This window comes from Streptomyces sp. NBC_01314, from assembly GCF_041435215.1.
Lineage (GTDB): Bacteria > Actinomycetota > Actinomycetes > Streptomycetales > Streptomycetaceae > Streptomyces.
This window is the reverse complement of record NZ_CP108394.1, coordinates 3246200-3268026: the sequence shown is the minus strand read 5'-3', so window position 1 is coordinate 3268026 and position 21827 is coordinate 3246200. Positions and strand designations below refer to the sequence as shown.

The following is a 21827-nucleotide window of genomic DNA, read 5'->3' as shown; positions in this document are numbered from 1 at the left end:
TCTTCGGCGGGCCCTGACAGCCCAGGGCCCCGGAACCGGCGCAGTGGATTCCGGGGCCCGGATCAGGGGCGGGGACGGGCATGGCATGGGCGCCCGTCCGCCGCTGGGTGTCACACGCGGCGCAGGACGGCCACCACCTTGCCGAGGATGGTCGCGTCGTCACCCGGAATGGGCTCGTAGGCGGCGTTGTGCGGGAGCAGCCAGACGTGGCCGTCCTCGCGCTTGAAGCGCTTGACCGTGGCCTCGCCGTCCAGCATGGCGGCCACGATGTCGCCGTTCTCGGCTACGGGCTGACGGCGGACCGTCACCCAGTCGCCGTCGCAGATGGCGGCCTCGATCATGGAGTCACCCACGACCTTGAGGACGAAGAGTTCGCCGTCGCCCACCAGTTGGCGGGGGAGCGGGAACACGTCCTCGACGGACTCCTCGGCGAGGATCGGGCCACCGGCGGCGATCCTGCCGACGAGTGGCACGTACGAGGCGGCCGGCTTGCCGGCCGTGTCCGTCGGTTGTGCCGAGGACTGGTCGGAGCCGCGGACCTCGTACGCCCGAGGGCGGTGCGGGTCTCGGCGCAAGAATCCCTTGCGCTCCAGTGCCATCAGCTGGTGTGCCACGGAAGACGTGCTGGACAGGCCGACCGCCTGGCCGATCTCCCGCATCGACGGCGGGTATCCCCGCCGCTGCACCGAGTCCCTGATCACCTCGATGACCCGGCGCTGCCGATCGGTGAGCCCGGAGCTGTCCGCCCTGATGCCTGGAGGTCGGCCGGGCAAGGCTCGCTTGGGCCCTTCATGGTTCGTGGCTTCGTTCATCGCATGCACCGGCTCGAGTCGGCTCTGGGAGCGGTCCTGGGCAGTGATGGTGGCACTGTCAGCGGTGGTGGTCACGTCGGCCCCTCTCGATGGTCTCCCGTGCAGCACAACGGTAGTTGCTTTCGAAAGGTTGCGCCAAACACACGTTCGAGTGAAAAACCGTGAATAACCGGACGTGACCATGAGTCTGGGTGTAAGGCTTGCGGTCCGGCGGACAAAAGCACTGATTGCCGTACTCTTCACCGCCGAGGTGGAGGGCCTTGTGGGCCGCTGTCACCGCGTGGCCCAGTCTGCCACCCGGTACTCCGTCGGCCCAGTACCGGCCCCTTTTCCGCGGTGCCCCACCGTATCCCCGTCCGCTCCGCGACGGTACGGCTGCGCTCCGCGACAGTGTCCCCGTCTGCCGCATGCCCATACGCGGGCGACACGCGCGCCGTGGGTGGATTTATGTGCCAAGCCCTACATCTAGTGCTTGGATTGCCGCAACAGCCCAGAAGTTGTGGTCCCCCGGGTCCTAGGGCTCTTGGTCATCCCCTATGCTTGGGGCTGCTTCCGCGGGGCCCGAGTGGCTCGTGGGGGCCATCGAACCGTGCTGTGAGGAGGGTTGGAGTTATGCACTGTCCCTTCTGCAGGCACCCCGACAGCCGTGTCGTCGACAGTCGTACGACGGACGACGGCACGTCGATCCGCAGGCGCCGCCAGTGTCCCGACTGCTCCCGTCGTTTCACGACGGTGGAGACGTGCTCACTGATGGTCGTCAAGAGGTCCGGCGTGACTGAGCCCTTCAGCCGTACCAAGGTCATCAACGGTGTGCGCAAGGCGTGCCAGGGGAGGCCTGTCACCGAGGACGCGCTCGCCCAACTCGGCCAACGGGTCGAGGAGGCGGTGCGCGCCACCGGAAGCGCCGAACTGACCACCCACGACGTGGGACTGGCCATACTCGGCCCGCTGCAGGAACTCGACCTCGTCGCCTACTTGCGGTTCGCCTCGGTCTACCGGGCGTTCGACTCGCTGGAGGACTTCGAGGCCGCCATCGTGGAACTCAGGGAAGAGCAGGACAGGCGTCCCGACGCGAACGACGAAGACGTCGAGAACGCGGTCGAGGGACGCCCGAAGAGGGACCGCGGGTCCGGAGGGGCTGCCCAAGTCCCCGTGCCCGCCAACGCCGCCGACTGACGGCGGGCCGCATCGCCGGACCAGGGGTCCGGACGGCGGCGGCGATCCAGACCTGTCGCGAACGGCTGTGTCAGCCGGGTCGCGGCACAAGACAGAACACCGTGTCACGGGAACAACGTGGCACTTCAGGGCGTTTTCGCCCGTACAGGGAGGCGGCATGACAGAGACGGCGAGCGGTCCGGCACGGAGTTCCCGCGCCAAGGGCGCCAAGGCGAGCAGGGGCCTGCGTATCGAGCGCATCCACACCACCCCCGGCGTGCACCCGTACGACGAGGTGGTCTGGGAACGCCGTGACGTCGTCATGACCAACTGGCGCGACGGCTCGATCAACTTCGAGCAGCGTGGCGTCGAGTTCCCCGACTTCTGGTCGGTGAACGCGGTCAACATCGTCACCAGCAAGTACTTCCGGGGCGCCGTGGGCACCCCGCAGCGCGAGACCGGCCTCAGGCAGCTGATCGACCGCATCGTGAAGACGTACACGAAGGCCGGCGAGGACAACAGGTACTTCGCTTCGCCCGCCGACGCCGAGATCTTCGAGCACGAACTGGCGTACGCCCTCCTGCACCAGGTCTTCAGCTTCAACAGCCCCGTCTGGTTCAACGTGGGCACCCCGCAGCCCCAACAGGTGTCCGCCTGCTTCATCCTGGCCGTCGACGACTCCATGGAGTCGATCCTCGACTGGTACAAGGAAGAGGGCATGATCTTCAAGGGCGGCTCCGGCGCCGGCCTGAACCTCTCCCGCATCCGCTCCTCCAAGGAACTGCTCTCCTCCGGCGGCAACGCCTCCGGCCCGGTCTCCTTCATGCGGGGCGCCGACGCCTCCGCGGGAACGATCAAGTCGGGCGGCGCCACCCGTCGCGCGGCCAAGATGGTCGTCCTCGACGTGGACCACCCGGACGTCGAGGACTTCATCGCCACCAAGGTGAAGGAAGAGGAGAAGATCCGCGCCCTGCGCGACGCGGGCTTCGACATGGACCTGGGCGGCGACGACATCACGTCCGTCCAGTACCAGAACGCCAACAACTCGGTCCGCGTGAACGACGAGTTCATGACGGCAGTCGAGAACGGCACCGAGTTCGGCCTCCGCGCGCGAATGACCGGCGAGATCATCGAGAAGGTCGACGCCAAGGCGTTGTTCCGCAAGCTCGCCGAGGCCGCGTGGGCCTGCGCCGACCCGGGCATCCAGTACGACGGTGTGATCAACAACTGGCACACCTGCCCCGAGTCCGGCCGCATCACGGCGTCCAACCCGTGCAGCGAGTACATGCACCTGGACAACACGTCCTGCAACCTGGCCTCGCTGAACCTGATGAAGTTCCTCAAGGACGACGGCAAGGGCACCCAGTCCTTCGAGGTCGAGCGCTTCGCCAAGGTCGTCGAGCTCGTCATCACCGCGATGGACATCTCCATCTGCTTCGCCGACTTCCCCACCCAGAAGATCGGCGAGAACACCCGCGCCTTCCGTCAGCTCGGCATCGGCTACGCCAACCTCGGCGCCCTGCTGATGGCGACCGGTCACGCGTACGACTCCGACGGCGGCCGCGCCCTCGCCGGTGCCATCACCTCCCTGATGACCGGCACGGCGTACAGGCGCTCCGCGGAACTGGCCGCGGTCGTCGGCCCCTACGACGGCTATGCCCGCAACGCCGACGCCCACAACCGCGTCATGAAGCAGCACTCCGATGCCAACGGCACGGCCGTGCAGATGGACGACCTGGACACCCCGGTATGGGCCGCCGCTACCGAGGCCTGGCAGGACGTGCTGCGCCTCGGCGAGAAGAACGGCTTCCGCAACTCGCAGGCGTCCGTGCTCGCGCCGACCGGCACGATCGGTCTGGCCATGTCCTGCGACACCACCGGTGTCGAGCCGGACCTTGCGCTGGTCAAGTTCAAGAAGCTGGTCGGCGGCGGCTCGATGCAGATCGTCAACGGCACGGTTCCGCAGGCCCTGCGCCGCATGGGTTACCTGGAGGAGCAGATCGAGGCGATCGTCGCCCACATCGCCGACAACGGCAACGTGATCGATGCCCCGAGCCTCAAGCAGGAGCACTACGAGGTCTTCGACTGCGCCATGGGCGAGCGAGCCATCTCCCCGATGGGCCACGTCCGCATGATGGCCGCGATCCAGCCGTGGATCTCCGGCGCCATCTCCAAGACGGTCAACATGCCGGAGACGGCGACCGTCGAAGAGATCGAGGAGATCTACTTCGAGGCCTGGAAGCTCGGCGTCAAGGCGCTCGCGATCTACCGCGACAACTGCAAGGTCGGCCAGCCGCTCTCCGCCAAGACCAAGAACTCGGAGAAGGCGGAGATCACGGAGAAGGCAGAGGAGACGATCCGGGCCACGGTCGAGAAGATCGTCGAGTACCGCCCGGTCCGCAAGCGTCTCCCGAAGGGCCGTCCCGGCATCACCACGTCCTTCACCGTCGGCGGCGCCGAGGGTTACATGATCGCCAACTCCTACCCGGACGACGGCCTGGGCGAGGTCTTCCTGAAGATGTCCAAGCAGGGCTCGACCCTCGCGGGCATGATGGACGCCTTCTCGATCGCCGTCTCGGTGGGTCTGCAGTACGGCGTGCCGCTGGAGACGTACGTCTCGAAGTTCACGAACATGCGCTTCGAGCCGGCGGGTATGACGGACGACCCGGACGTGCGGATGGCGGCGTCGATCGTCGACTACATCTTCCGCCGCCTGGCGCTGGACTTCCTGCCCTTCGAGACCCGCTCCGCGCTCGGCATCCACTCCGCCGGTGAGCGGCAGCGGCACCTGGAGACCGGTTCGTACGAGCCGATCCTCGACGACGAGGTGGACGTCGAGGGCCTTTCCCAGTCGGCGCCGCGTCAGTCCTTGAAGGCCGTTTCCGCTCCGAAGGCCGAGGACGAGAGGGCCAAGCCCGCGCCGAAGCAGGCCCACACCAGCGCCGAACTGGTGGAGATGCAGCTGGGTATCCAGGCCGATGCGCCGCTGTGCTTCTCCTGCGGCACGAAGATGCAGCGGGCCGGCTCCTGCTACATCTGCGAGGGCTGCGGCTCGACGAGCGGTTGCAGCTGATCTGAGCGCCCCCGGGCGCGAACCGGCAGCTCAGGGCGGTGGAGTCGAAGTCGGCTCCACCGCCCTCGGCGTGTCGACGGGCGGCTCGTCAGGGTCGGGGCGGGCTGCCCATGACGCGGGCGAACGTCGCCGGGTCCTCGTCGTAGCCGGTGATGCCGGGGTGGAAGGTCCACTCGCCGGTGGCGTCACGGACGAACTCGGCGACGGTCGCGGCGGTGGAACCGAGGACGCTGCCGAAGTCGTCCTCCGCCAGGACTGTGTAGGCCTCACGGATGCGCAGGCCGGGCTTGTGGACGTTGGCGAAGGTCCTCGCGCCGGATCCCTGCTGTATGGCGACACCGAGAACGACCCGCCCGTAGCGGCTGTCGAGGCGGTTCAGCTCCACGGTCATGATCTCGTCCCAGCCCAGGCCCTGGCCGGTCTTGCTGTCGCGGTTGAGGGTGATGGTGCCGTCGGGCGAGCGGCTGTCGAAATGCACGACGTAGGCGGGACTGCCGCTCGGATCGGCCGCCGTGTAGGTCGCCGCGATGATGTCGAGATCCGTCGGCGGCTGTCCGGTGGGGCTCGGGTCCCACTTCACCGACACCTCGACCTTGCGGATGCCCTTGTTGAGGCCGTTCAACAAAACTCTCCTCCCCGTTCCTCTGAAGCTTGCGAGCCGAACTGCCTGGCGGTCCAGGCCAGTTGTCCATCCTTGCACGCGCGCGGGGGCGCTCGCCCGGGCGCGACCGGCCGGAGAGTGACCGCCGCCACGTTCTGTGGCCTTACCATGGCGCGGTGCTGGTCAAGTGGATTCGCTGCACCGTGGTGGACCGCCGCGGTTTCGAGCGGGGGCAGCGAAAGTGGGCGGGGCTTCTGGGGGAGCCGGGTTTCCGTGGACAGGGTGGGGGTTGGAGCCGGGCGCGGCCCGGAGTGACGCACATCTTCTCCTTCTGGGAGAGCCGTGCCTTCTACGACTCCTTCATGGCGCGCTCCCACGACCGGCTCGCCGCCTCGCAGTCGGGCACCTTCAAGGACATCCAGGTCAAGCTCTTCGACCACCGCTTCGATGTGAAGACCGGTTTCGAGCCGCGCTTCACCGAGGCCGATCTGGTGCGGGTGGCGCACTGCCGCGTCCACGAGGAGCGCGCCGAACACTTCGCTCTGATGCAGGAGAAGGTCTGGAACCCCGCGATGGCCGGCTCTCCGGGCATGGTGCGGGGCCTGTTCGGCGAGGCACCGGGTTGCGAGTTCATGATTCTCTCCATGTGGCGGTCGGCCGCCGAGCACGGCAAGTACCGAGCCGAGCGCATCGAACGCCTCGCCCTGCGGGCCCAGCTCGAGGCCGATGTCGCCGCCCTGGCGGGAGACATCGTGGAACTGGAGCCGAGCTGGACGGTTTGAGATCCGAACTCGCGCGAGTTGGAATTTCCAACCTTCATGATCGATGTGCGGGAGTTGTGTGACCTACGCCGTATGGCACCCGGACGAGTGCTCGATCCGGCGTCGTCCCCTTTAGGGTCTTGGCATGGCACGACCGCGGCGCATCATCCTTGTCCGGCACGGCGAGTCAACGGGCAATGTTGATGACACCGTGTACGAGCGCGAGCCCGACCACGCCCTCGCGCTCACCGATCTCGGTTGGCGGCAGGCGGAGGAGAGCGGCAAACGCATCCGCGACGTCCTCGGCCGCGAGCGCGTCAGCGTCTACGTCTCCCCGTACCGCCGTACGCACGAGACGTTCCAGGCGTTTCATCTGGACCCCGAACAGGTGCGCGTGCGCGAGGAGCCCCGCCTGCGCGAGCAGGACTGGGGCAACTGGCAGGACCCCGGTGACGTACGACTCCAGAAGGCGTACCGGGACGCGTACGGGCACTTCTTCTACCGCTTCGCGCAAGGGGAGTCCGGCGCCGATGTGTACGACCGGGTCGGCGGCTTCCTGGAGAGCCTGTTCCGCAGCTTCGAGGACCCCGACCATCCGCCGAACGTGCTGCTGGTCACCCATGGGCTCGCCATGCGGCTGTTCTGCATGCGCTGGTTCCACTGGACGGTGGCGGAGTTCGAGTCGCTGTCCAATCCCGGGAACGCGGAGATGCGGCTGCTCGTTCTGGGGGAGGACGGCAAGTACGCGCTCGACCGGCCCTTCGACCGCTGGCGGGATCCGGAGTCGTACGGGGCCACCGGATAGAGTGGCAGGGCCATGACCGCTGACTACTCTTTTGACGGCCGCCTGGAGCGTGCCCTGTCCAGTCTGCGCGGACTCGCGGTGGGGGACGCGCTGGGCTCGCAGTACTTCGTGCCCGTGAACTACCCCCTGCTCAAGCGCCGTGAGACCCCGCCCGGCCTCTGGCAGTGGACCGACGACACCGAGATGGCCTGTTCCGTCGTGGCCGTCCTGGCGGCTCACCACCGGATCGACCAGGACGAGCTGGCCCGCTCCTTCGCCGTGCACCACGACTTCGACCGGGGCTACGGACCCGCGGTCAACCGTCTGCTGCGCCTCGTCCGGGAGGGCGGCGACTGGCGTGAGCTGGCCTCCGCGCTCTTCAACGGCCAGGGATCCTGGGGCAACGGGGCCGCCATGCGGATCGCGCCCCTGGGTGCCTGGTACGCGGACGACCCCGAGCAGGCCACCCACCAGGCGGAGATCTCGGCCTACCCCACGCACCAGCACCGCGAGGCCGTCGTCGGCGCCATGGCCGTCGCCGCTGCCGCCGCGCTCGCGGCCGACCCGGCCGGACCGCCGAGCGCGGGAGCACTGCTCGACGGTGTCATCGCGCTCGTCCCGAAGAGCGCCGTAGCTGCGGGACTGCGGCGCGCCCGGGACATGCTCGACTACGCCGACGCGGACACCGTGGCCGCCGTACTGGGCTGCGGGCGGCGCACGACGGCGCACGACACGGTGCCGTTCGCGCTCTGGTCGGCGGCGCGCGCCCTCGGTGACTACGAGCAGGGATTCTGGACGACGGCCCAGGTGGGCGGTGACGTCGACACGACCTGTGCCATCGTCGGCGGAGTGGTCGCCTCAGCGAAGGCCGGGACGCCTCCCGAGGCATGGGTGGCGCAGACCGAGGCGTTCCCGGGCTGGCTGCAGGTGGGATAGCCGACCGGACGGGATGCCTTTCCCAGGCACATCGGCCCCAATCGCCTCGACTGTCACAGGAGTGCCACAGTGCCCTCCTCGGTCGGCCACGGGTGCTCTCCTGCGGCATACCCTTTCCGCGACGCCGCCTGTTGATCATGACGAGACGCGGCGACGAGGTACCGGCCACGAGCCTCCCGCCGCAGCTGGGCGCTGCGCACGCAGGGCTTTGAGGGCCGGTCGGGGGAGGGGGTCCCATGTCCGAGACACCGTCGGCACCAGCCACGCCGGAGCCCGAAGGTCCGGCACCCAGGGCACGCGCCGCGACCGAAGAGGGCCGCTCAGGGCCGAAAGTGCCCAAGGACGCCGCACCGGAGCGCAAGGCGGGCGGGCCCGAACCGATACCGGGCGGACCGCCGCCCGCGGTGCCCGGACGGATCGACTTCGGCCCTGACGAACCCGCGCCGATCCGCACCGCGACCCTGTGGGCCGCCCTGGCCACCGGCGTCCTCAGCTTGGTGCTGCTCGGCGAGGGACTGGCGGTCAACCTGCTAGTCGTCGCCGTGCCCGCCACGCTGGCCGTGTACTTCGCCGGACGGCGAGCGGGCCGCCGCCCGCGACCGTGGGCGCTCGCCTGGGGCGTCGGCGGGGTCGCCCTGCTGACCGTGCCCGCGCTGCGCGCCGCCGAATGGCCTTCGTTCCTCGCCGTCGTCACCGCCCTCGGGGCAGGCTCGCTCGCCCTGCACGGCGGCCGCACCTGGCCCGCCGTCCTGCTCGGCCCGATCGGTGTGTTCACCTCACTGGTCACAGGCCCGGCCTGGGGATGGCAGGGGCTGCGCGAGCGGGTGGGCGGTGACCGGGACCGTCTGGTGCCCCTGCTGCGGGCGCTGGTCGTGGCCGCGGTCCTGCTCTTCGTCTTCGGCGCACTGTTCGCCGGGGCCGACGCGGCCTTCGCGGATCTGCTCGGCGCTCTGGTGCCCGACGTCTCCGTGTCCGACGGCCCCTGGCGGATCCTGCTTCTCGCGCTGGGCCTGTTCGGGACCCTCGCGGCGGCCCGTACGGCGGCCGCGCCCGCCCGCTGGGACCGCGTGCAGGTGCCCGCGGGGCGCGCCCGCGGCCGCGTCGAGTGGGCGCTGCCCCTGGTCGGGCTCGTCGCGCTCTTCGCTGTCTTCAACGCCGTCCAGCTCGCCGTGCTCTTCGGCGGCTACGACGCCGTCCTGAAGGAGACCGGCCAGACGTACGCCGAGTATGCCCGCCAGGGGTTCTGGCAGCTGCTCATGGCCACGCTGCTCACCCTGCTGGTCATCGTGGTCGCCCTCCGTTGGGCCCCGCGCACTCGGTCGAGTGACCGGACGCTCGTGCGCGGTGTGCTGGGAACCCTGTGTGCGCTGGCGCTCGTTGTCGTGGCATCCGCTGTGCGCCGTATGGACATGTACGTGGAGGCCTATGGGCTGACGCGGCTGAGGATCTCGGTGCTGACCATGGAGCTGTGGCTCGGCCTGGTCATCGTGCTCATCATGGCCGCCGGGGTGTGGGGCGCCCGCTGGCTGCCGCGCGCCGTCGCGGCCAGTGCGGTCGCCGTGGTACTGGCGTTCGGGCTCGCGTCGCCGGACGCGCTGATCGCCGAGCGCAATGTCGAGCGGTACGAGACCACGGGACGCTTCGACCTCCCTTATGCCAAGGGGCTGTCCGCCGATGCGGTGCCTGCCCTGGACCGACTCGAGGAGCCCATGCGCTCGTGCGCGCTGTGGGACATCACGGAGGAACTGGACGAGCGGCGACACATCCCCTGGTACGCCACGAGCTGGGGCGAGGCCGAGGCCAGGCGCATCCTGGACGGGCGTCCGCCGGTGGCGGGGGCGAGCGGTCCGGCGTGCGGTGAGCTGGGGCCGGAGTTCTACCGCTGAGCAGTCATCGCGCCGCCGCATACGACACACGGCCGGACCATGCCCTCGTCATCGCTTCCCTGGGCGTGGTCCGGCCGTCCGCGGTCGTTTCCACGGCGGTCCTGTCAGCCTCCGGCGGCGGGGCCGGCCGTGCCGGAGAGGGCCTCCAGGTCGCTCTTGCGGACCCTGATCACGAAGATGGCGGTGATCAGGGCCAGTACGGCCATCGCGACGGCCGGGACGAACGCCGTCGAGATGCCCTGGGCGAGCACTTCGTGGCCCCAGGGGGCCGGCAGCTGGTGGGTCCTGGCGAACTCGGCCTTCTGCTCGTCCGTGGCCTGCGTCATGAAGAGCTGCACCTGCTTGTCCGCCTCGGTACGGCTGGCCGTACCGAAGACCGTGGTGAGGATGGACAGGCCGAGCGAGCCGCCCACCTGCTGAGTGACGTTGAGCAGACCGGAGGCCGCACCCGCCTCGTGCGGGGCGACCCCGGAGACCGCGGTCAGGGTGAGGGTCACGAAGTTCAGGCCCATGCCGAAACCGAACATCACCATCGGGCCGAGCACCCCGCCGGCGTACGAGCTGTCGGGGCTGATGAAGGTCTGCCAGCCCAGGCCGAGAACGACCATCGTCGAGCCGACCACCATGAACGGCTTGGGCCCGAGCACCGGCAGGAACCGCTGGGACAGCCCGGCACCCGTGACGATCGCGACGGTCACCGGAAGGAAGGCCAGGCCGGCCTCGATCGGCGTGTACTGCAGCACGTTCTGTACGAACAGCACGATGAAGAAGAACATCCCGAACATCGCCGCGGCCAGGCTCAGCATGATCACGTACGTGCCCGAACGATTGCGGTCGGTGAACATCCTCAGCGGGGTGATGGGCTCCTTGGCCCGCCTCTCGATGAAGCCGAACACCAGCAGCAGGACCACGGCTGCAGTGAAGGAACCGATGGCCAGGCTGTCGCGCCAGCCGTCCTCCGCCGCGCGGATGAACCCGTAGACCAGTGAGGCCATACCGGCTGTCGAGGTGAGCGCGCCCGCGATGTCGAACCGTCCCGGGTGCCGCTCGGACTCGCTGATGTACATCGGGGTGAGGACGGCTATCAGCACACCGATGGGCACGTTGACGAACAGTACCCACCGCCAGTCGAGCCACTCGGTGAGCATGCCGCCCGCGAGCAGTCCGATGGCGCCGCCACCCGCGGAGACCGCGGCGAAGACACCGAACGCCCGGTTCCGCTCGGGACCTTCGGGGAACGTCGTGGTGATGAGCGCCAGCGAGGTCGGCGACGCGATCGCCCCACCGACGCCCTGGAGGGCGCGTGCCGCCAGCAGCTGCCAGGGCTCCTGGGCGAATCCGCCGAGCAGTGAGGCGAGTGTGAAGACGAGAATCCCGGTCATGAACACACGGCGGCGGCCGAGGATGTCGCCGGCCCGGCCGCCCAGGAGCAGCAGACCGCCGAAAGTCAGCGTGTAGGCGCTGACCACCCATGTCAGGTCGGTGGTGCTGAATTTGAGCGCGTCTTGAATGTGCGGGAGCGCGATGTTCACAATCGTCGCGTCGAGTACGACCATGAGTTGGCAGGCCGCGATGACGGTGAGCGCGATGCCGGGGCGCCCCTCCCGGCGGGCGGCTCCCGGCTTCTGATTCTGAATCAACGGAGAGGTTGTCACTATGGGTCCCCCACAACTGCCTTAGTGAACGCTTGCGTTCACTGACGCGCCCACGGTAGTGAGTCCCCCTTAGTGAACGCAAGCGTTCATTGAAGTCGCCGCCGTGGTGTGCGTCGCCCGTCCGATTCCGCTTCTCGCATCCCCACCCCTCGGCTCAACGGAGAAACACAGATGGTCACTTCGCGCTGGACGGCCGCCCCCGCTCAGACGGCCTCCCCGCGTCGGCGCGGCGCCGTGCTCGAGCGCGCGATCCTCGATGCCGCGCTCGAACAGCTCAGCACGGTCGGCTGGAGCGGCCTCACCATGGAGGGGGTCGCCGCGGGCGCCCAGACGGGCAAGGCCGCGGTCTACCGCCGTTGGCCCTCCAAGGAGGACCTCGTGGCCGACGCGCTCCAGGCCGGACTGCCGCGCTTCGAGGAGGCGCCGGACCTCGGGAGCGTGCGCGAGGATCTGCTGGAGCTGTGTCGGCAGACGCGCGAGGCGATGTTCTCGCGGCCCGGGTTCGCGCTCCGCTCGGTGATTCACGAATGCGACACCGTCCAGGCCGAGCGCTTCCATGGTGTGATCATCGGGGGCGTCGTGGAGCCGACGGTCAGGCTTCTGCGAGACGTTGTCGAGCGGGGAATCAGGCGCGGCGAGGTGCGGTCCGACGCGGCTAACAGCTACGTCTTCGACGCGATTCCGGCCATGATGATGTACCGCTCGAAGATGTGCGGGAGCGAATGGAACGAGCATGACATCAAGGAGATGATCGACCAGTTGATGGTGCCGCTGCTGTGCCGGAGAGGGGCCTGAACCGGGTCGGCGAGAAGGCTGAGGTTGCCCCGGGAAGCCTGGGTGTCGTGTGGGGGTGCGGGCGGCGTAGGCTAAGGGCGCCATGCCGTACGAACCACCTACTCACACTGTCGAGCGCTCTCTGCGTGCCACGACCGGAGCGAAGATCATCGCCGGCGTCGACGAGGTGGGGCGCGGAGCGTGGGCCGGCCCTGTCACCGTCTGTGCGGCGGTCACCGGACTGCGCCGACCGCCCGAGGGCCTCACCGACTCCAAGCTCCTGACGATCAAGCGACGCGAGTCGCTCTCCGAGGAACTGCTGAAGTGGGTGACGTCGCACGCCCTCGGTCACGCCTCTCCGGAGGAGATCGACGACCTGGGCATGACGGCCGCGTTGCGGCTGGCCGCGGGACGGGCCCTGGAGGCCCTTCCGGTGCGGCCCGACGCGGTCATCCTTGATGGCAAGCACGACTACCTGGGGTCACCCTGGCGGGTCCGTACGGTGATCAAGGGCGATCAGTCCTGCGTCGCCGTGGCGGCCGCCTCGGTGATCGCCAAGGTTCAGCGCGACAAAATGATGGCCGAACTGGGTGTCGACCATGCAGACTTCGGTTTCGCGGCCAACGCCGGGTATCCGTCGCCTGTCCACAAGGCCGCACTGGCGGAGCGGGGCCCCACCCCGTACCACCGGTTGTCGTGGGCGTATCTTGATGCGCTGCCTCAGTGGCGGCACCTCAAGAAGGCCCGCAACTGGGCGAACGGAAACGTTCCGGAGATCGAGGGCCAGCTCGGCTTCGATTTCTGACGGATCAGTTCGCACTCATGTGCCACCCGCCGATGCGGGTCGCACCAGTGTTTGATAAAAATCAGCTCATGCCTCTCATTCCCGAGGAGCCTCAGATTCACGAGAGTGCCCAGGGCCCGCGTGTCACTCCGGCCAGCGGCCGGGTCGCACCGACCCCCCGTCCCGTACCCGGTCCCCGTCCCGCGGCTCCGCCGCGTCCCGGTCGTCCGGGTCCTGCCCGGCCGGTGCCGGCCCAGCGCGCGGCGCACGCCGCGGTCAAGCCCGGGCCGTCCGCTCCTGCCGCCACCCCGCAGATCCAGCTGATCCCGGCCTCGGCCGAGGGCGCGCTGGACGCCGCCGAGGAAGCCGTCGACCTGCTGCTGGAGTCGGGCCGTGCCCCCGGTGACGTGCTGGTGATCACCACCGGCGAGTCGCATCCGTGGGCCGACCACGAACTCTCCTTCGGCGAGGCCGCCTACTGGGCTCAGCACGACGCGGGCGACGACGTCTTCTACGCCGATGCCTCGACCACCGAGCGGGCCGCGCCGCGTCCCGTGGTAGTGGTCGCCGTCAACGGCGGAAACGAGTCCGTCGCCGCGCAGGCGCTGCCCAAGGCCCTCGGCCGGGCCAGGGCTCTGCTGATCGTGTGCGGCGAGCTGCAGACGATCAACTCGGTGTTGGGCGCCGGAGTCTGAGCGATTCGAACCGTGCCCCGGTCGGCCCGTCAGGGTTCGCCGGGGAGCCGTTCACGCCCCGAGCACCATCAGGGCGCCACGACGGCCACACCCCGCGACGGGGCGCTTCGGCGTGCCTGCGGGGTGTTTCGGCGTGTCCGGGTGCTTCGCTGGCGGATGCCCCATGGCTGTCGGTGCGGTGCGGTGCGGTGCGGTGCGGTGCGGTGCGGGCCGGATACGGGTGCCGCGTGGGCTTGAGGGTGCGAGGGCGGTGCTCGGGCCGCCGGGGCCCTTGCCGCCCCCGCGCAGACTCAGGCGTGGGGGTGGGTCGTTCTGCCGTGGCTGTGTCGGCAGCCGAAGAGGCTTTCAGCGTGCGGCGGCCCGGCGCAGTACCTCCGACGCGACGCCGCCGGTGCGTGGCATGGGCGGCGGTGCCACGGCCGTGGCGAAGGGCTCGGCCGGTGAGCCCGCGTGGGGGCGACGGCCGCCGCGGCCCTCGCCGAGAACCTGCCAGCCGTCACGTGTAAGCGTGATGTACGCGCCGCAGCGCAACCCGTGCAGCGTGCAGGCGTCCCGCAGCCCCCACATCCACGCCCCGTCCTCCTCCGTCCAACGCGCGTCGCCGTCACGGCAGTAGAGCAGCACGGCCGTTCGCACGGGAGTCCGTCGGCGCAGGTCGTGCGGAATGACCCGCCGCAGTTGGGCGAGGAGCGCGTTGCGGAACATCCAGCCGTCGGCAGGGGCCGGACGTCGGATGAACGAGGCGCTCGCCCTCAACCGCTCGTCCGGATCCAGGATGGCGATGACCGCCGTCGCGGGCCGGGGCTGATGCCGCGCGTGCAGCCCGCTGACGACGTCCCGGGGATTGCGCAACAGCGGAATCCCGGCGGCGGCCCATTCGGCGGGCTCGAGCATACGGCTGGCGGAAGCGGCGGACAGGTCGGCAGACGTTGACACGGAGGCCGCCGAGGACGGAGCGAATCCGAAGGTCACGATCCTCCCTTCGGCTACGCGCCCACTCTGCGGGCGAGGGTCGGACTTGGGGGAGCGCACGCCGCAGCAGAAGCCCTACCGATTCACGGGTAGGCCGTGCGGGGAGCGGACTCCAATTCTTCCTGGCGAACTTGGTTGCGGCAACGAGCAATTGGGGCCACTGACAGGTTTGTGGTGATTCACTGCTTATATCCTTGCGCAAGGGACTCGTCGGCAACGCCCAGGCTGCACGGTGCCCCCGTCCGGTTGACTGTCTGTTACGCCCGGACGGCGAGAACGAGTGGCAACACCCCCTGTGCGCCCGCGCGCCGGAGCACGCGCGCGGCGACCGCGAGTGTCCAGCCGGTCTCGGTGGCGTCGTCGACCAGGAGCACGGGCCCGTCCGCCTCCTGGAGAGCGAGGGCAAGCTCGGGCGGCACGGTCAGCGCCCCGTCGAGCGCCTTGAGCCGTTGTGCGCTGTTGCTACGGGTGACCTGGGAGACCGCGCCGGTGTACGCCACCGATCCCAGCAGGGGCAGCCGGCCGATCTCGGCGATCCGTGCGCCCAGGGAACCGATCAACTGCGGACGGGAACGGGACGCCATGGTGACCACACCCACCGGGCGGGGCTGGGCGTCAGCCTGCCCGGAGGCCCAGCCGCCGGGGCCCTTCGCCCAGTCGGCCAGCACGGCGACCACGGCCTTCGCCACATCGTCGGGGACCGGGCCGTCCGGGGCCTGGGGCGCGAGCATCGGCCGCAGTCGATTGCCCCAGCCGATGTCCGACAGCCGCCCCAACGCCCGCCCCGGCGTGGCCAGCTCACCGGCCGGAATACGCCCCTTCAGATTGACCCCGACCGCCGGCAGCCCCGTCGGCCACATCTTGCGGGGCTCGACCTCGACACCCGCGCGCCCCAACTCGCCGCGCGCCGCGTCCAGTGCCGCCGGGGAGACGGAGTCCGAGAATCTGGGCTTCGTACAGGTGTCGCACCGCCCGCACGGGACGGCTTCCTCGTCGTCCAACTGCCTCCGCAGGAACTCCATTCGGCAACCCGAGGTCGCGACGTAGTCACGCATGGCCTGCTGCTCGGCGGCGCGCTGCTTGGCGACCCAGGCATAGCGCTCGGTGTCGTACGTCCAGGGGACGCCGGTGGAGACCCAGCCGCCCTGGACGCGTCGGACCGCACCGTCCACGTCGAGGACCTTCAGCATCGTCTCCAGCCGGGAGCGGCGCAGCTCCACCAGTGGTTCGAGGGCGGGCAGTGACAGCGGTCGTTCCGCGTGCGCGAGGACGTCCAGGGTGCGGCGCACCTGCTCCTCCGGAGGAAAGGCGACCGAGGCGAAGTACTCCCAGATCGCCTGGTCCTCCTTGCCGGGCAGGAGCAACACCTCGGCGTGCTCGACACCACGACCCGCGCGGCCCACCTGCTGGTAGTAGGCGATGGGGGAGGACGGCGAACCCAGGTGGACCACGAAGCCCAGGTCGGGCTTGTCGAAGCCCATGCCCAGCGCGGAGGTGGCGACCAGGGCCTTGACCCGGTTGGCCAGCAGGTCCTCCTCGGCCTGTTGCCGGTCCGCGTTCTCCGTCTTGCCCGTGTACGACGTGACGGTGTGCCCGCATTGGCGGAGGAACGCGGTGACCTCCTCGGCGGCGGCCACCGTGAGCGTGTAGATGATCCCGGAGCCCGGCAACTCGTCCAGGTGGTCGGCGAGCCAGGCCATCCGGTGGGCGGCGTCCGGCAGTTCGAGCACTGCGAGGCTCAGGCTCTCGCGGTCCAGTGGCCCACGCAGGACCAGTGCGTCCGTTCCGCCGCCGGTACCCAACTGCTCGGCCACATCGGCCGTCACGCGGGCGTTGGCCGTCGCGGTGGTGGCGAGCACCGGGACGCCGGGCGGGAGGTCGGCCAGCATGGTGCGCAGCCGGCGGTAGTCGGGGCGGAAGTCGTGGCCCCAGTCCGAGATGCAGTGCGCCTCGTCGACCACGAGCAGCCCGGTCGCGGCCGCCAGCTCGGGCAGGACTTGATCACGGAAGTCCGGGTTGTTGAGCCGCTCGGGGCTGACCAGGAGTACGTCGACCGTGCCCGCGGTGACCTCCTGGCGAATCGTGTCCCACTCCTCCGTGTTCGAGGAGTTGATGGTCCGCGCGTGAATTCCGGCGCGGGCGGCAGCCTCCACCTGGTTACGCATCAGGGCGAGGAGCGGGGAGACAATGACGGTGGGGCCCGCCCCGCGCTCGCGCAGCAGCGCGGTCGCGACGAAGTACACCGCGGACTTCCCCCAGCCCGTGCGCTGCACCACCAGGGCTCTGCGTTTGTCCGCGACCAGCGCTTCGATGGCGTGCCACTGGTCCTCGCGCAGCCGCGCGGCGCCCGCCGGGGCGCCGACGAGGCGGGCGAGCACGACATCTGCGGTTGTACGCAGATCCTGGCGGTCCGTGGTGGGCTGGTCTTCGTCGCTCATGACCCCATGCAACCCGATGCCTCGGACATCGCGCGAACGAGCGGGGTGAACTGTGGACAGTGTTTGACGTGTCCATGATAAAACTTATCCACAGGGTAAAGCGGAATCTCAAGATCCGCGAGATGGTCGCCGCATGACGAATCACAGCGAAGCGGCCGGGACCTCCGGCAACAATGACATCAGCGGGCAGAACGGATGCAGGGGGAGCGGCGAGCCCTCCGCCTGCCCGGGACACGGCGCGACCGCCAAACCCGACGGGGAACAGCAGGTCACCCTCCGTACACCGGCCGAACTCGCCGACGCCTTGCCCTACCTGCTCGGATACCGCCCCGAGGACAGCATCGTCCTCGTCGCACTGCACGACCGGGACGCACGCGGACGGTTCGGCGGGCGGGCACGGCTCGGCATCCCGGCCCAGACGGACGACTGGCCGTCCGTGGCCCAACAGCTGGCCCACGGTCTGGTGACCGGGAGTGAGCGCAGGGGAGTCAAACCGGAAAGCATGGTCGCTTTCCTCTGCCAGGACCCGGCGAGCGGTGAGTCGCCACGCGACGTCATGGAACGCCTGCGGCCACTCGCACAGCTGCTGCGCAGGGCGTGCGGCAGCATGGATGTGCCGGTGGTGGAGGCCCTGTGCATCTCCGACGGCCGCTTCTGGTCCTACTGCTGTCCCGGCAACGGATGCTGCGCGGTCGAGGGAGAGCCGATGGGGCTGCCGGGTACCTCCGTGTTGGCGGCCGCCGCGACCTACGCCGGCCTTCAGGTCCGCGGCACCCTGAAGGAGATGCGGGTCCGGCTCCTGCCATGGGAGACCGCTGCCGCGCTGCAGCAGGAAGCCGCGCTCGACTCCGCGCAGTCCGCCCTCATCCCACGGATCCTGGACGCGGAGAGCCGCGCGGAAGTGGCCGAGGAGACCCTGGCGGTGGCACAGCGCATCATCGGGCGCCTGGCGGACTGCCCGACCTTGTCCGGCACGCTGGACGCGGACCTCCACGACGACGAACTGGTCGGGCACGACGACGCGGCCACCCTGATCCTCGGACTCCAGGACCGCGCCACCCGCGATCGCGCCGCCGAATGGATGGAAGGCGACGAAGCAGGCCCGGCGCTCCGTCTCTGGCGCGCCCTCGCCCGCCGCTGCGTCGGCCCCTACGGCGAGCATGCCGCCGCCCCGCTCACGCTCGTCGGCTGGGTCGCCTGGTCCTCCGGCGACGAACTGGAGGCGCGCGAAGCCCTGGCCATGGCCCTCGCCGCAGACCCCGACTACCTCTTCGCCCGCCTCCTCCACCAGGCCTGCAACGAAGGTCTCGATCCCGAGTCCATTCGCCGCTGCCTGCGCGCGGAGCGTAGGGGGCGCGACCTGGTGGCGGCCCCTGCGGGTGCCGGGGCCGACAGCGAAATGAGCCCCTCCGACCAGTCTCCTGGCGTGCCGTCGACCTCGGACCGGCCCTGCGTGGCCACCAACCCCCGCCGTCGACGCAGGTCACGCTCGGAAGGAGGCCCCGAGGCTGCCACCACTCGACGGTCGCCTGGCGCCGCTCGTTCCCGCCGCTCGCGTTCCGCCGACGGCGGCCCACCCGCCGGCCGACGGCCGAGGGGCACAGCGGACGCAGCGAGCGGGCGGGCGCGGGTCCGCCGTGGTGGTGGAGGGCAGCCCGCAGAGGAGGAGACGTGAGCGCGCAGGTCCAGTTCGGGACTCGCATGCCTGTGCTGTCCTGGATCGAGGCGTATCTGAGCACGCTGCTCCTCTTCTGGGCTCGCGCGGGCGCGTTTCCTTGGCTCCGGAGGTACCTGGGCACGCTTCCCTGCCCCACCGGCCGCACGAGTGCGTCGACGTGGCTCCGCGTCAGCCCGGCCACAATCTCCCTGTGCGGTGCGCCCACGGGCCCGCGGCCTCAGCACCGCTCTCACATCGGCCCACAGCTCCGCGCCGGGCCTCACCCACCCGAGCCCACCGCTGCTCGCGGTTTCCCGGCAGTCCCAGGCACAAGACCGCGTCGCGATTCGGTCGGCTTCCCTGGACGGAGGCGTGACCCGGAGTGGAGCCGTTCCGTTCACCTGTGTGGCGGTACCCATGGCCCAACCCCGCCGCCCTGTCACCCCGTCCCTCTCCGGCTCCCCACCTGGTGCCGAGCGCACCCCGCGCGCGCCGAAGACAGAAGAAGCCGCCCCATGCCCCTCCCCGCCATGCCCGACACCCATGACGACGTTCCGCCCTTTCGCCGACCCGTCCAGCCCGCCCCCCGGGCCCGAGGGGACGGCGCCGGCGCATCGCGTACGGACGTCCGCATCCCGGCGACCCGCTCCACAGGCCCACGCCTGGGAAGCCTGGGCGGCCCCGGGTCTTCCGCACCCGGCGCGGGTGTCTCCCCGGGGCCACCGCAGGCAACTCCGGGAGGTTCCTCAACCCCGCAGGGGCCGACCTCCGGCCCGCGCCGCCCCACGGAGCTGCCACCGGCCCACACCACGCTGATCTGTGTCGCCCTGCCGGGCCTCGCGATCTCGACGGACCAGGGCCAGCTGAACGGAAGCGGACTCGAGGGCTTCTATCGCGCGGGACGGCGCATGCTCTCCCGCTGCCAGGTGCGGGTGGGCGGACGGGAACCGCTCGCCGTGCAGGCACGGATGGTGACGGCCGACCGAGCCCGGTTCATGGCGACGCTGCGCCTGTCCGCCGATGCCGGGCCGGACCCGGACGTCATGGTCGAACGCACGCGGTACGCGGACGGCACCGAGCGGATCACCCTGCACAGCACGGCCCGCCGCGCACTGCGCCTGCCCGTCGAGGTCTTCCTGGGTACGGATCTCGCGGAACTCGGCGCCGTCGCCTCCGGCAGCGCCGGCCCGGAGTTGCCCGCGAGCGTGCATGACTCCGGCCTCCGCTGGTCCTGTGCGAACGGGCACTCCACGGTGAGTGCCCATCCTCCGCCAGCCGACGCCCTGGCCTCCGCGGGACTGCTGCGCTGGGAACTGGAACTCCCGCCCGGCGGCACCCGGAGCGTGGAGCTGCGCGTACGACCGGACGGCGCGGGGCCCATCAGACCGGTGGGGCGGGGCGCCACCAGCCCTCTCGCCCAGGCTCGGGTCGCGGGCGACGACCCGGCTGCGCAGGCCCTGCTGCACACGTGTCTGGAGGACCTCGAAGCCCTGCTGCTGCGCGACCCGAAGAACCCGTCCGACACCCACCTCGCGGCGGGCGCGCCCTGGCGCTGCGGTATGGCTCCGGCCGACGCGCTGGTCGCGGCCCGGATGACCCTGCCCCTCGGTACGCGTCTCGCCGCAGGCACCCTGCGCACCCTCGCCCGCACCCAAGCCGCGGGCCGGGAAGCCCAGTCCGGCATGATCCCGGGTCCTCGACGGGACGCGGGTCCGCATCTGCCGCCGGGTTGCACGGGCACCGAGGCGACCCTGCTGTTCCCCGTGCTCCTCGCGGAGGCCCGGCGATGGGGGCTCCCCGAGCAGGAGACCGAGGAACTGCTGCCCGCCGCCGAGCGCTGCCTGCGGTGGCTGCGGGGCGCGGTCGGAACCGGTGGCTATCTGGCCGACCCGCGCCCCGGCGGACCGCTGCGATGTGAGACCCAGGCACACGCCCACCGGGCCGCGCTGCTGGGTGCCGATCTCCTCGACGTGTACGGCCGACCGGGCGGGGCCGAGCTGCGGGACTGGGCGAGAGAGCTGCGGAGCCGGTTCGCGGCGGACTTCTGGGTCGAGGACCGGAGCGGCGGCAGACCCGCTGCCGCCCGCACCCCGGACGGGCGTCTCGTGCCGCATCTGGGCGCCGGTGCCGCCCACCTCCTCGACACCGGGCTGCTCGGCGCGGGGGAGCAGGCTCCGGGACTCCTCGACAAGGTCAGGACCGAGCAGCTGGCCCGGCTGCTCGGAGGGCCTGCCATGGACTCGGGGTGGGGGCTGCGGAGCCTGGGTGCGAAGGAGGCCGCGTACAACCCCTTCGGTCATCGCAGCGGTGCCGTGCGCGTGCAGGACACGGCGATCGCGGTGGCGGGGCTGGCCGCCGCCGGATACGAGAAGGAGGCGAGCGGGCTCCTGCGGGGCGTGCTGGCGGCGGCGGAGAGCTTCGGCCATCGGCTGCCCGAGATGTACGCGGGGGAGCAGCGGACGGCAGGGGGTGCCCCGCTGCCACATCCGGCCTCCTGCAGACCGGCCGCGACGGCGGCGGCCGCAGGGGTGCTGCTGCTCACCACCCTCGTCGGCATCCGTCCCGACGCCCCTGCGGGGACCGTGACGCTGCGGCCGATGCACAGTGCGCCGCTGGGTGAGATCGGTATGAGGGGACTGCGTGTCGCGGGCGCCCCGTTCGCCGTACGCGTCAGCAGGCTGGGGCTCGCCCTGGTCGAGGAGGCGGCCGACGGACTGCAGTTGGGAGTGTGACCTCCCATGACATGGGAGGGGAGGACGGGCCGCGCCGAGTTCCGGATGCCGGGTGGTGGCTCGTGAGATCGGGGTCGGACAGAAGTGGATCAAGTGGGGAAGCGGCCGCGAA

Annotated in this window: 16 protein-coding genes; 11 read left to right on the top strand and 5 right to left on the bottom strand. The window is 70.3% G+C overall.

Going from position 1 to position 21827, the window contains the following annotated elements:
• Positions 1–110 precede the first annotated feature (110 nt).
• A complete protein-coding gene (gene lexA, locus OG622_RS14420; RefSeq protein ID WP_020114122.1) occupies positions 111–887 on the bottom strand; it encodes a transcriptional repressor LexA in 777 nt (258 codons plus the stop codon).
• Between the two features lie 537 nt (positions 888–1424).
• On the opposite strand from lexA, the gene nrdR reads away from it, so the two are divergent.
• Both nrdR and OG622_RS14410 read left to right on the top strand, forming a co-directional pair.
• Complete coding sequence (gene nrdR, locus OG622_RS14415; RefSeq protein WP_371576394.1) at positions 1425–1988, top strand: transcriptional regulator NrdR; 564 nt, start codon at positions 1425–1427, stop codon at positions 1986–1988.
• 157 nt (positions 1989–2145) lie between these two features.
• Positions 2146–5040: a vitamin B12-dependent ribonucleotide reductase gene (locus OG622_RS14410; protein WP_371576392.1), complete on the top strand. Its 2895-nt coding sequence runs from the start codon at positions 2146–2148 to the stop codon at positions 5038–5040.
• A gap of 88 nt (positions 5041–5128) precedes the next feature.
• On the opposite strand, the gene OG622_RS14405 is transcribed toward OG622_RS14410, so the two are convergent.
• Positions 5129–5665 (bottom strand): TerD family protein, encoded by a 537-nt coding sequence (locus tag OG622_RS14405; RefSeq protein ID WP_371576391.1) that lies wholly within the window; start codon positions 5663–5665, stop codon positions 5129–5131.
• Positions 5666–5817: 152 nt separating this feature from the next.
• Between OG622_RS14405 and OG622_RS14400 the strand changes: the two genes are divergently transcribed.
• From OG622_RS14400 to OG622_RS14385, 4 genes are all read left to right on the top strand, one after another.
• Positions 5818–6423 carry a YdbC family protein gene (locus OG622_RS14400; RefSeq protein WP_371576389.1) on the top strand — a complete coding sequence of 202 codons (606 nt, stop codon included), beginning with the start codon at positions 5818–5820 and terminating at the stop codon, positions 6421–6423.
• Positions 6424–6547: 124 nt separating this feature from the next.
• On the top strand, positions 6548–7207 hold the full coding sequence (locus OG622_RS14395; RefSeq protein WP_371576387.1) for a histidine phosphatase family protein: 660 nt from the start codon (positions 6548–6550) through the stop codon (positions 7205–7207).
• Between the two features lie 12 nt (positions 7208–7219).
• Positions 7220–8122, top strand: coding sequence for an ADP-ribosylglycohydrolase family protein (locus OG622_RS14390; RefSeq protein WP_371576385.1), 903 nt, complete (start codon positions 7220–7222; stop codon positions 8120–8122).
• A gap of 236 nt (positions 8123–8358) precedes the next feature.
• The gene (locus OG622_RS14385; RefSeq protein WP_371576383.1) at positions 8359–10008 is read left to right on the top strand and encodes a DUF4153 domain-containing protein; all 1650 of its coding nucleotides are present in this window, start codon (positions 8359–8361) and stop codon (positions 10006–10008) included.
• Positions 10009–10112: 104 nt separating this feature from the next.
• Here the strand turns inward: OG622_RS14385 and OG622_RS14380 are convergent, their stop codons facing one another.
• Complete coding sequence (locus OG622_RS14380) at positions 10113–11663, bottom strand: MFS transporter (protein WP_371576381.1); 1551 nt, start codon at positions 11661–11663, stop codon at positions 10113–10115.
• 171 nt (positions 11664–11834) lie between these two features.
• Here OG622_RS14380 and OG622_RS14375 point away from each other — a divergent pair, with 171 nt between their 5' ends.
• The 3 genes from OG622_RS14375 (at position 11835) to OG622_RS14365 (ending at position 13916) form a co-directional block, all read left to right on the top strand.
• The gene (locus OG622_RS14375; protein ID WP_371576380.1) at positions 11835–12458 is read left to right on the top strand and encodes a TetR/AcrR family transcriptional regulator; all 624 of its coding nucleotides are present in this window, start codon (positions 11835–11837) and stop codon (positions 12456–12458) included.
• An 82-nt stretch (positions 12459–12540) separates the two neighbouring features.
• Entirely contained in the window at positions 12541–13242 is a 702-nt protein-coding gene (locus tag OG622_RS14370) for a ribonuclease HII (RefSeq protein ID WP_371576378.1), read from the top strand.
• Positions 13243–13310: 68 nt separating this feature from the next.
• Positions 13311–13916, top strand: coding sequence for a hypothetical protein (locus tag OG622_RS14365; protein WP_371576376.1), 606 nt, complete (start codon positions 13311–13313; stop codon positions 13914–13916).
• A 345-nt stretch (positions 13917–14261) separates the two neighbouring features.
• On the opposite strand, the gene OG622_RS14360 is transcribed toward OG622_RS14365, so the two are convergent.
• Both OG622_RS14360 and OG622_RS14355 read right to left on the bottom strand, forming a co-directional pair.
• Positions 14262–14888, bottom strand: a complete 627-nt coding sequence (locus OG622_RS14360; RefSeq protein WP_371576374.1) for a hypothetical protein — start codon at positions 14886–14888, stop codon at positions 14262–14264.
• A 257-nt stretch (positions 14889–15145) separates the two neighbouring features.
• On the bottom strand, positions 15146–17326 hold the full coding sequence (locus OG622_RS14355) for a RecQ family ATP-dependent DNA helicase (protein WP_371576372.1): 2181 nt from the start codon (positions 17324–17326) through the stop codon (positions 15146–15148).
• Positions 17327–17459: 133 nt separating this feature from the next.
• Between OG622_RS14355 and OG622_RS14350 the strand changes: the two genes are divergently transcribed.
• Together OG622_RS14350 and OG622_RS14345 are read left to right on the top strand one after the other, a co-directional pair.
• Positions 17460–19001 carry a DUF4192 domain-containing protein gene (locus OG622_RS14350; RefSeq protein ID WP_371576370.1) on the top strand — a complete coding sequence of 514 codons (1542 nt, stop codon included), beginning with the start codon at positions 17460–17462 and terminating at the stop codon, positions 18999–19001.
• 497 nt (positions 19002–19498) lie between these two features.
• Positions 19499–21715, top strand: coding sequence for a glycogen debranching N-terminal domain-containing protein (locus OG622_RS14345; protein ID WP_371576368.1), 2217 nt, complete (start codon positions 19499–19501; stop codon positions 21713–21715).
• Positions 21716–21827: the final 112 nt, after the last annotated feature.

Excerpts from the sequence above, each read along its gene's own strand:
- nrdR (WP_371576394.1), top strand. The coding sequence starts at position 1,425 with ATGCACTGTCCCTTCTGCAGGCACCCCGACAGCCGTGTCGTCGACAGT.
- OG622_RS14410 (WP_371576392.1), top strand. The coding sequence starts at position 2,146 with ATGACAGAGACGGCGAGCGGTCCGGCACGGAGTTCCCGCGCCAAGGGC.
- OG622_RS14395 (WP_371576387.1), top strand. The coding sequence starts at position 6,548 with ATGGCACGACCGCGGCGCATCATCCTTGTCCGGCACGGCGAGTCAACG.
- OG622_RS14390 (WP_371576385.1), top strand. The coding sequence starts at position 7,220 with ATGACCGCTGACTACTCTTTTGACGGCCGCCTGGAGCGTGCCCTGTCC.
- OG622_RS14385 (WP_371576383.1), top strand. The coding sequence starts at position 8,359 with ATGTCCGAGACACCGTCGGCACCAGCCACGCCGGAGCCCGAAGGTCCG.
- OG622_RS14375 (WP_371576380.1), top strand. The coding sequence starts at position 11,835 with ATGGTCACTTCGCGCTGGACGGCCGCCCCCGCTCAGACGGCCTCCCCG.
- OG622_RS14370 (WP_371576378.1), top strand. The coding sequence starts at position 12,541 with ATGCCGTACGAACCACCTACTCACACTGTCGAGCGCTCTCTGCGTGCC.
- OG622_RS14365 (WP_371576376.1), top strand. The coding sequence starts at position 13,311 with ATGCCTCTCATTCCCGAGGAGCCTCAGATTCACGAGAGTGCCCAGGGC.
- OG622_RS14355 (WP_371576372.1), bottom strand. The coding sequence starts at position 17,326 with ATGAGCGACGAAGACCAGCCCACCACGGACCGCCAGGATCTGCGTACA.
- OG622_RS14350 (WP_371576370.1), top strand. The coding sequence starts at position 17,460 with ATGACGAATCACAGCGAAGCGGCCGGGACCTCCGGCAACAATGACATC.
- OG622_RS14345 (WP_371576368.1), top strand. The coding sequence starts at position 19,499 with ATGCCCCTCCCCGCCATGCCCGACACCCATGACGACGTTCCGCCCTTT.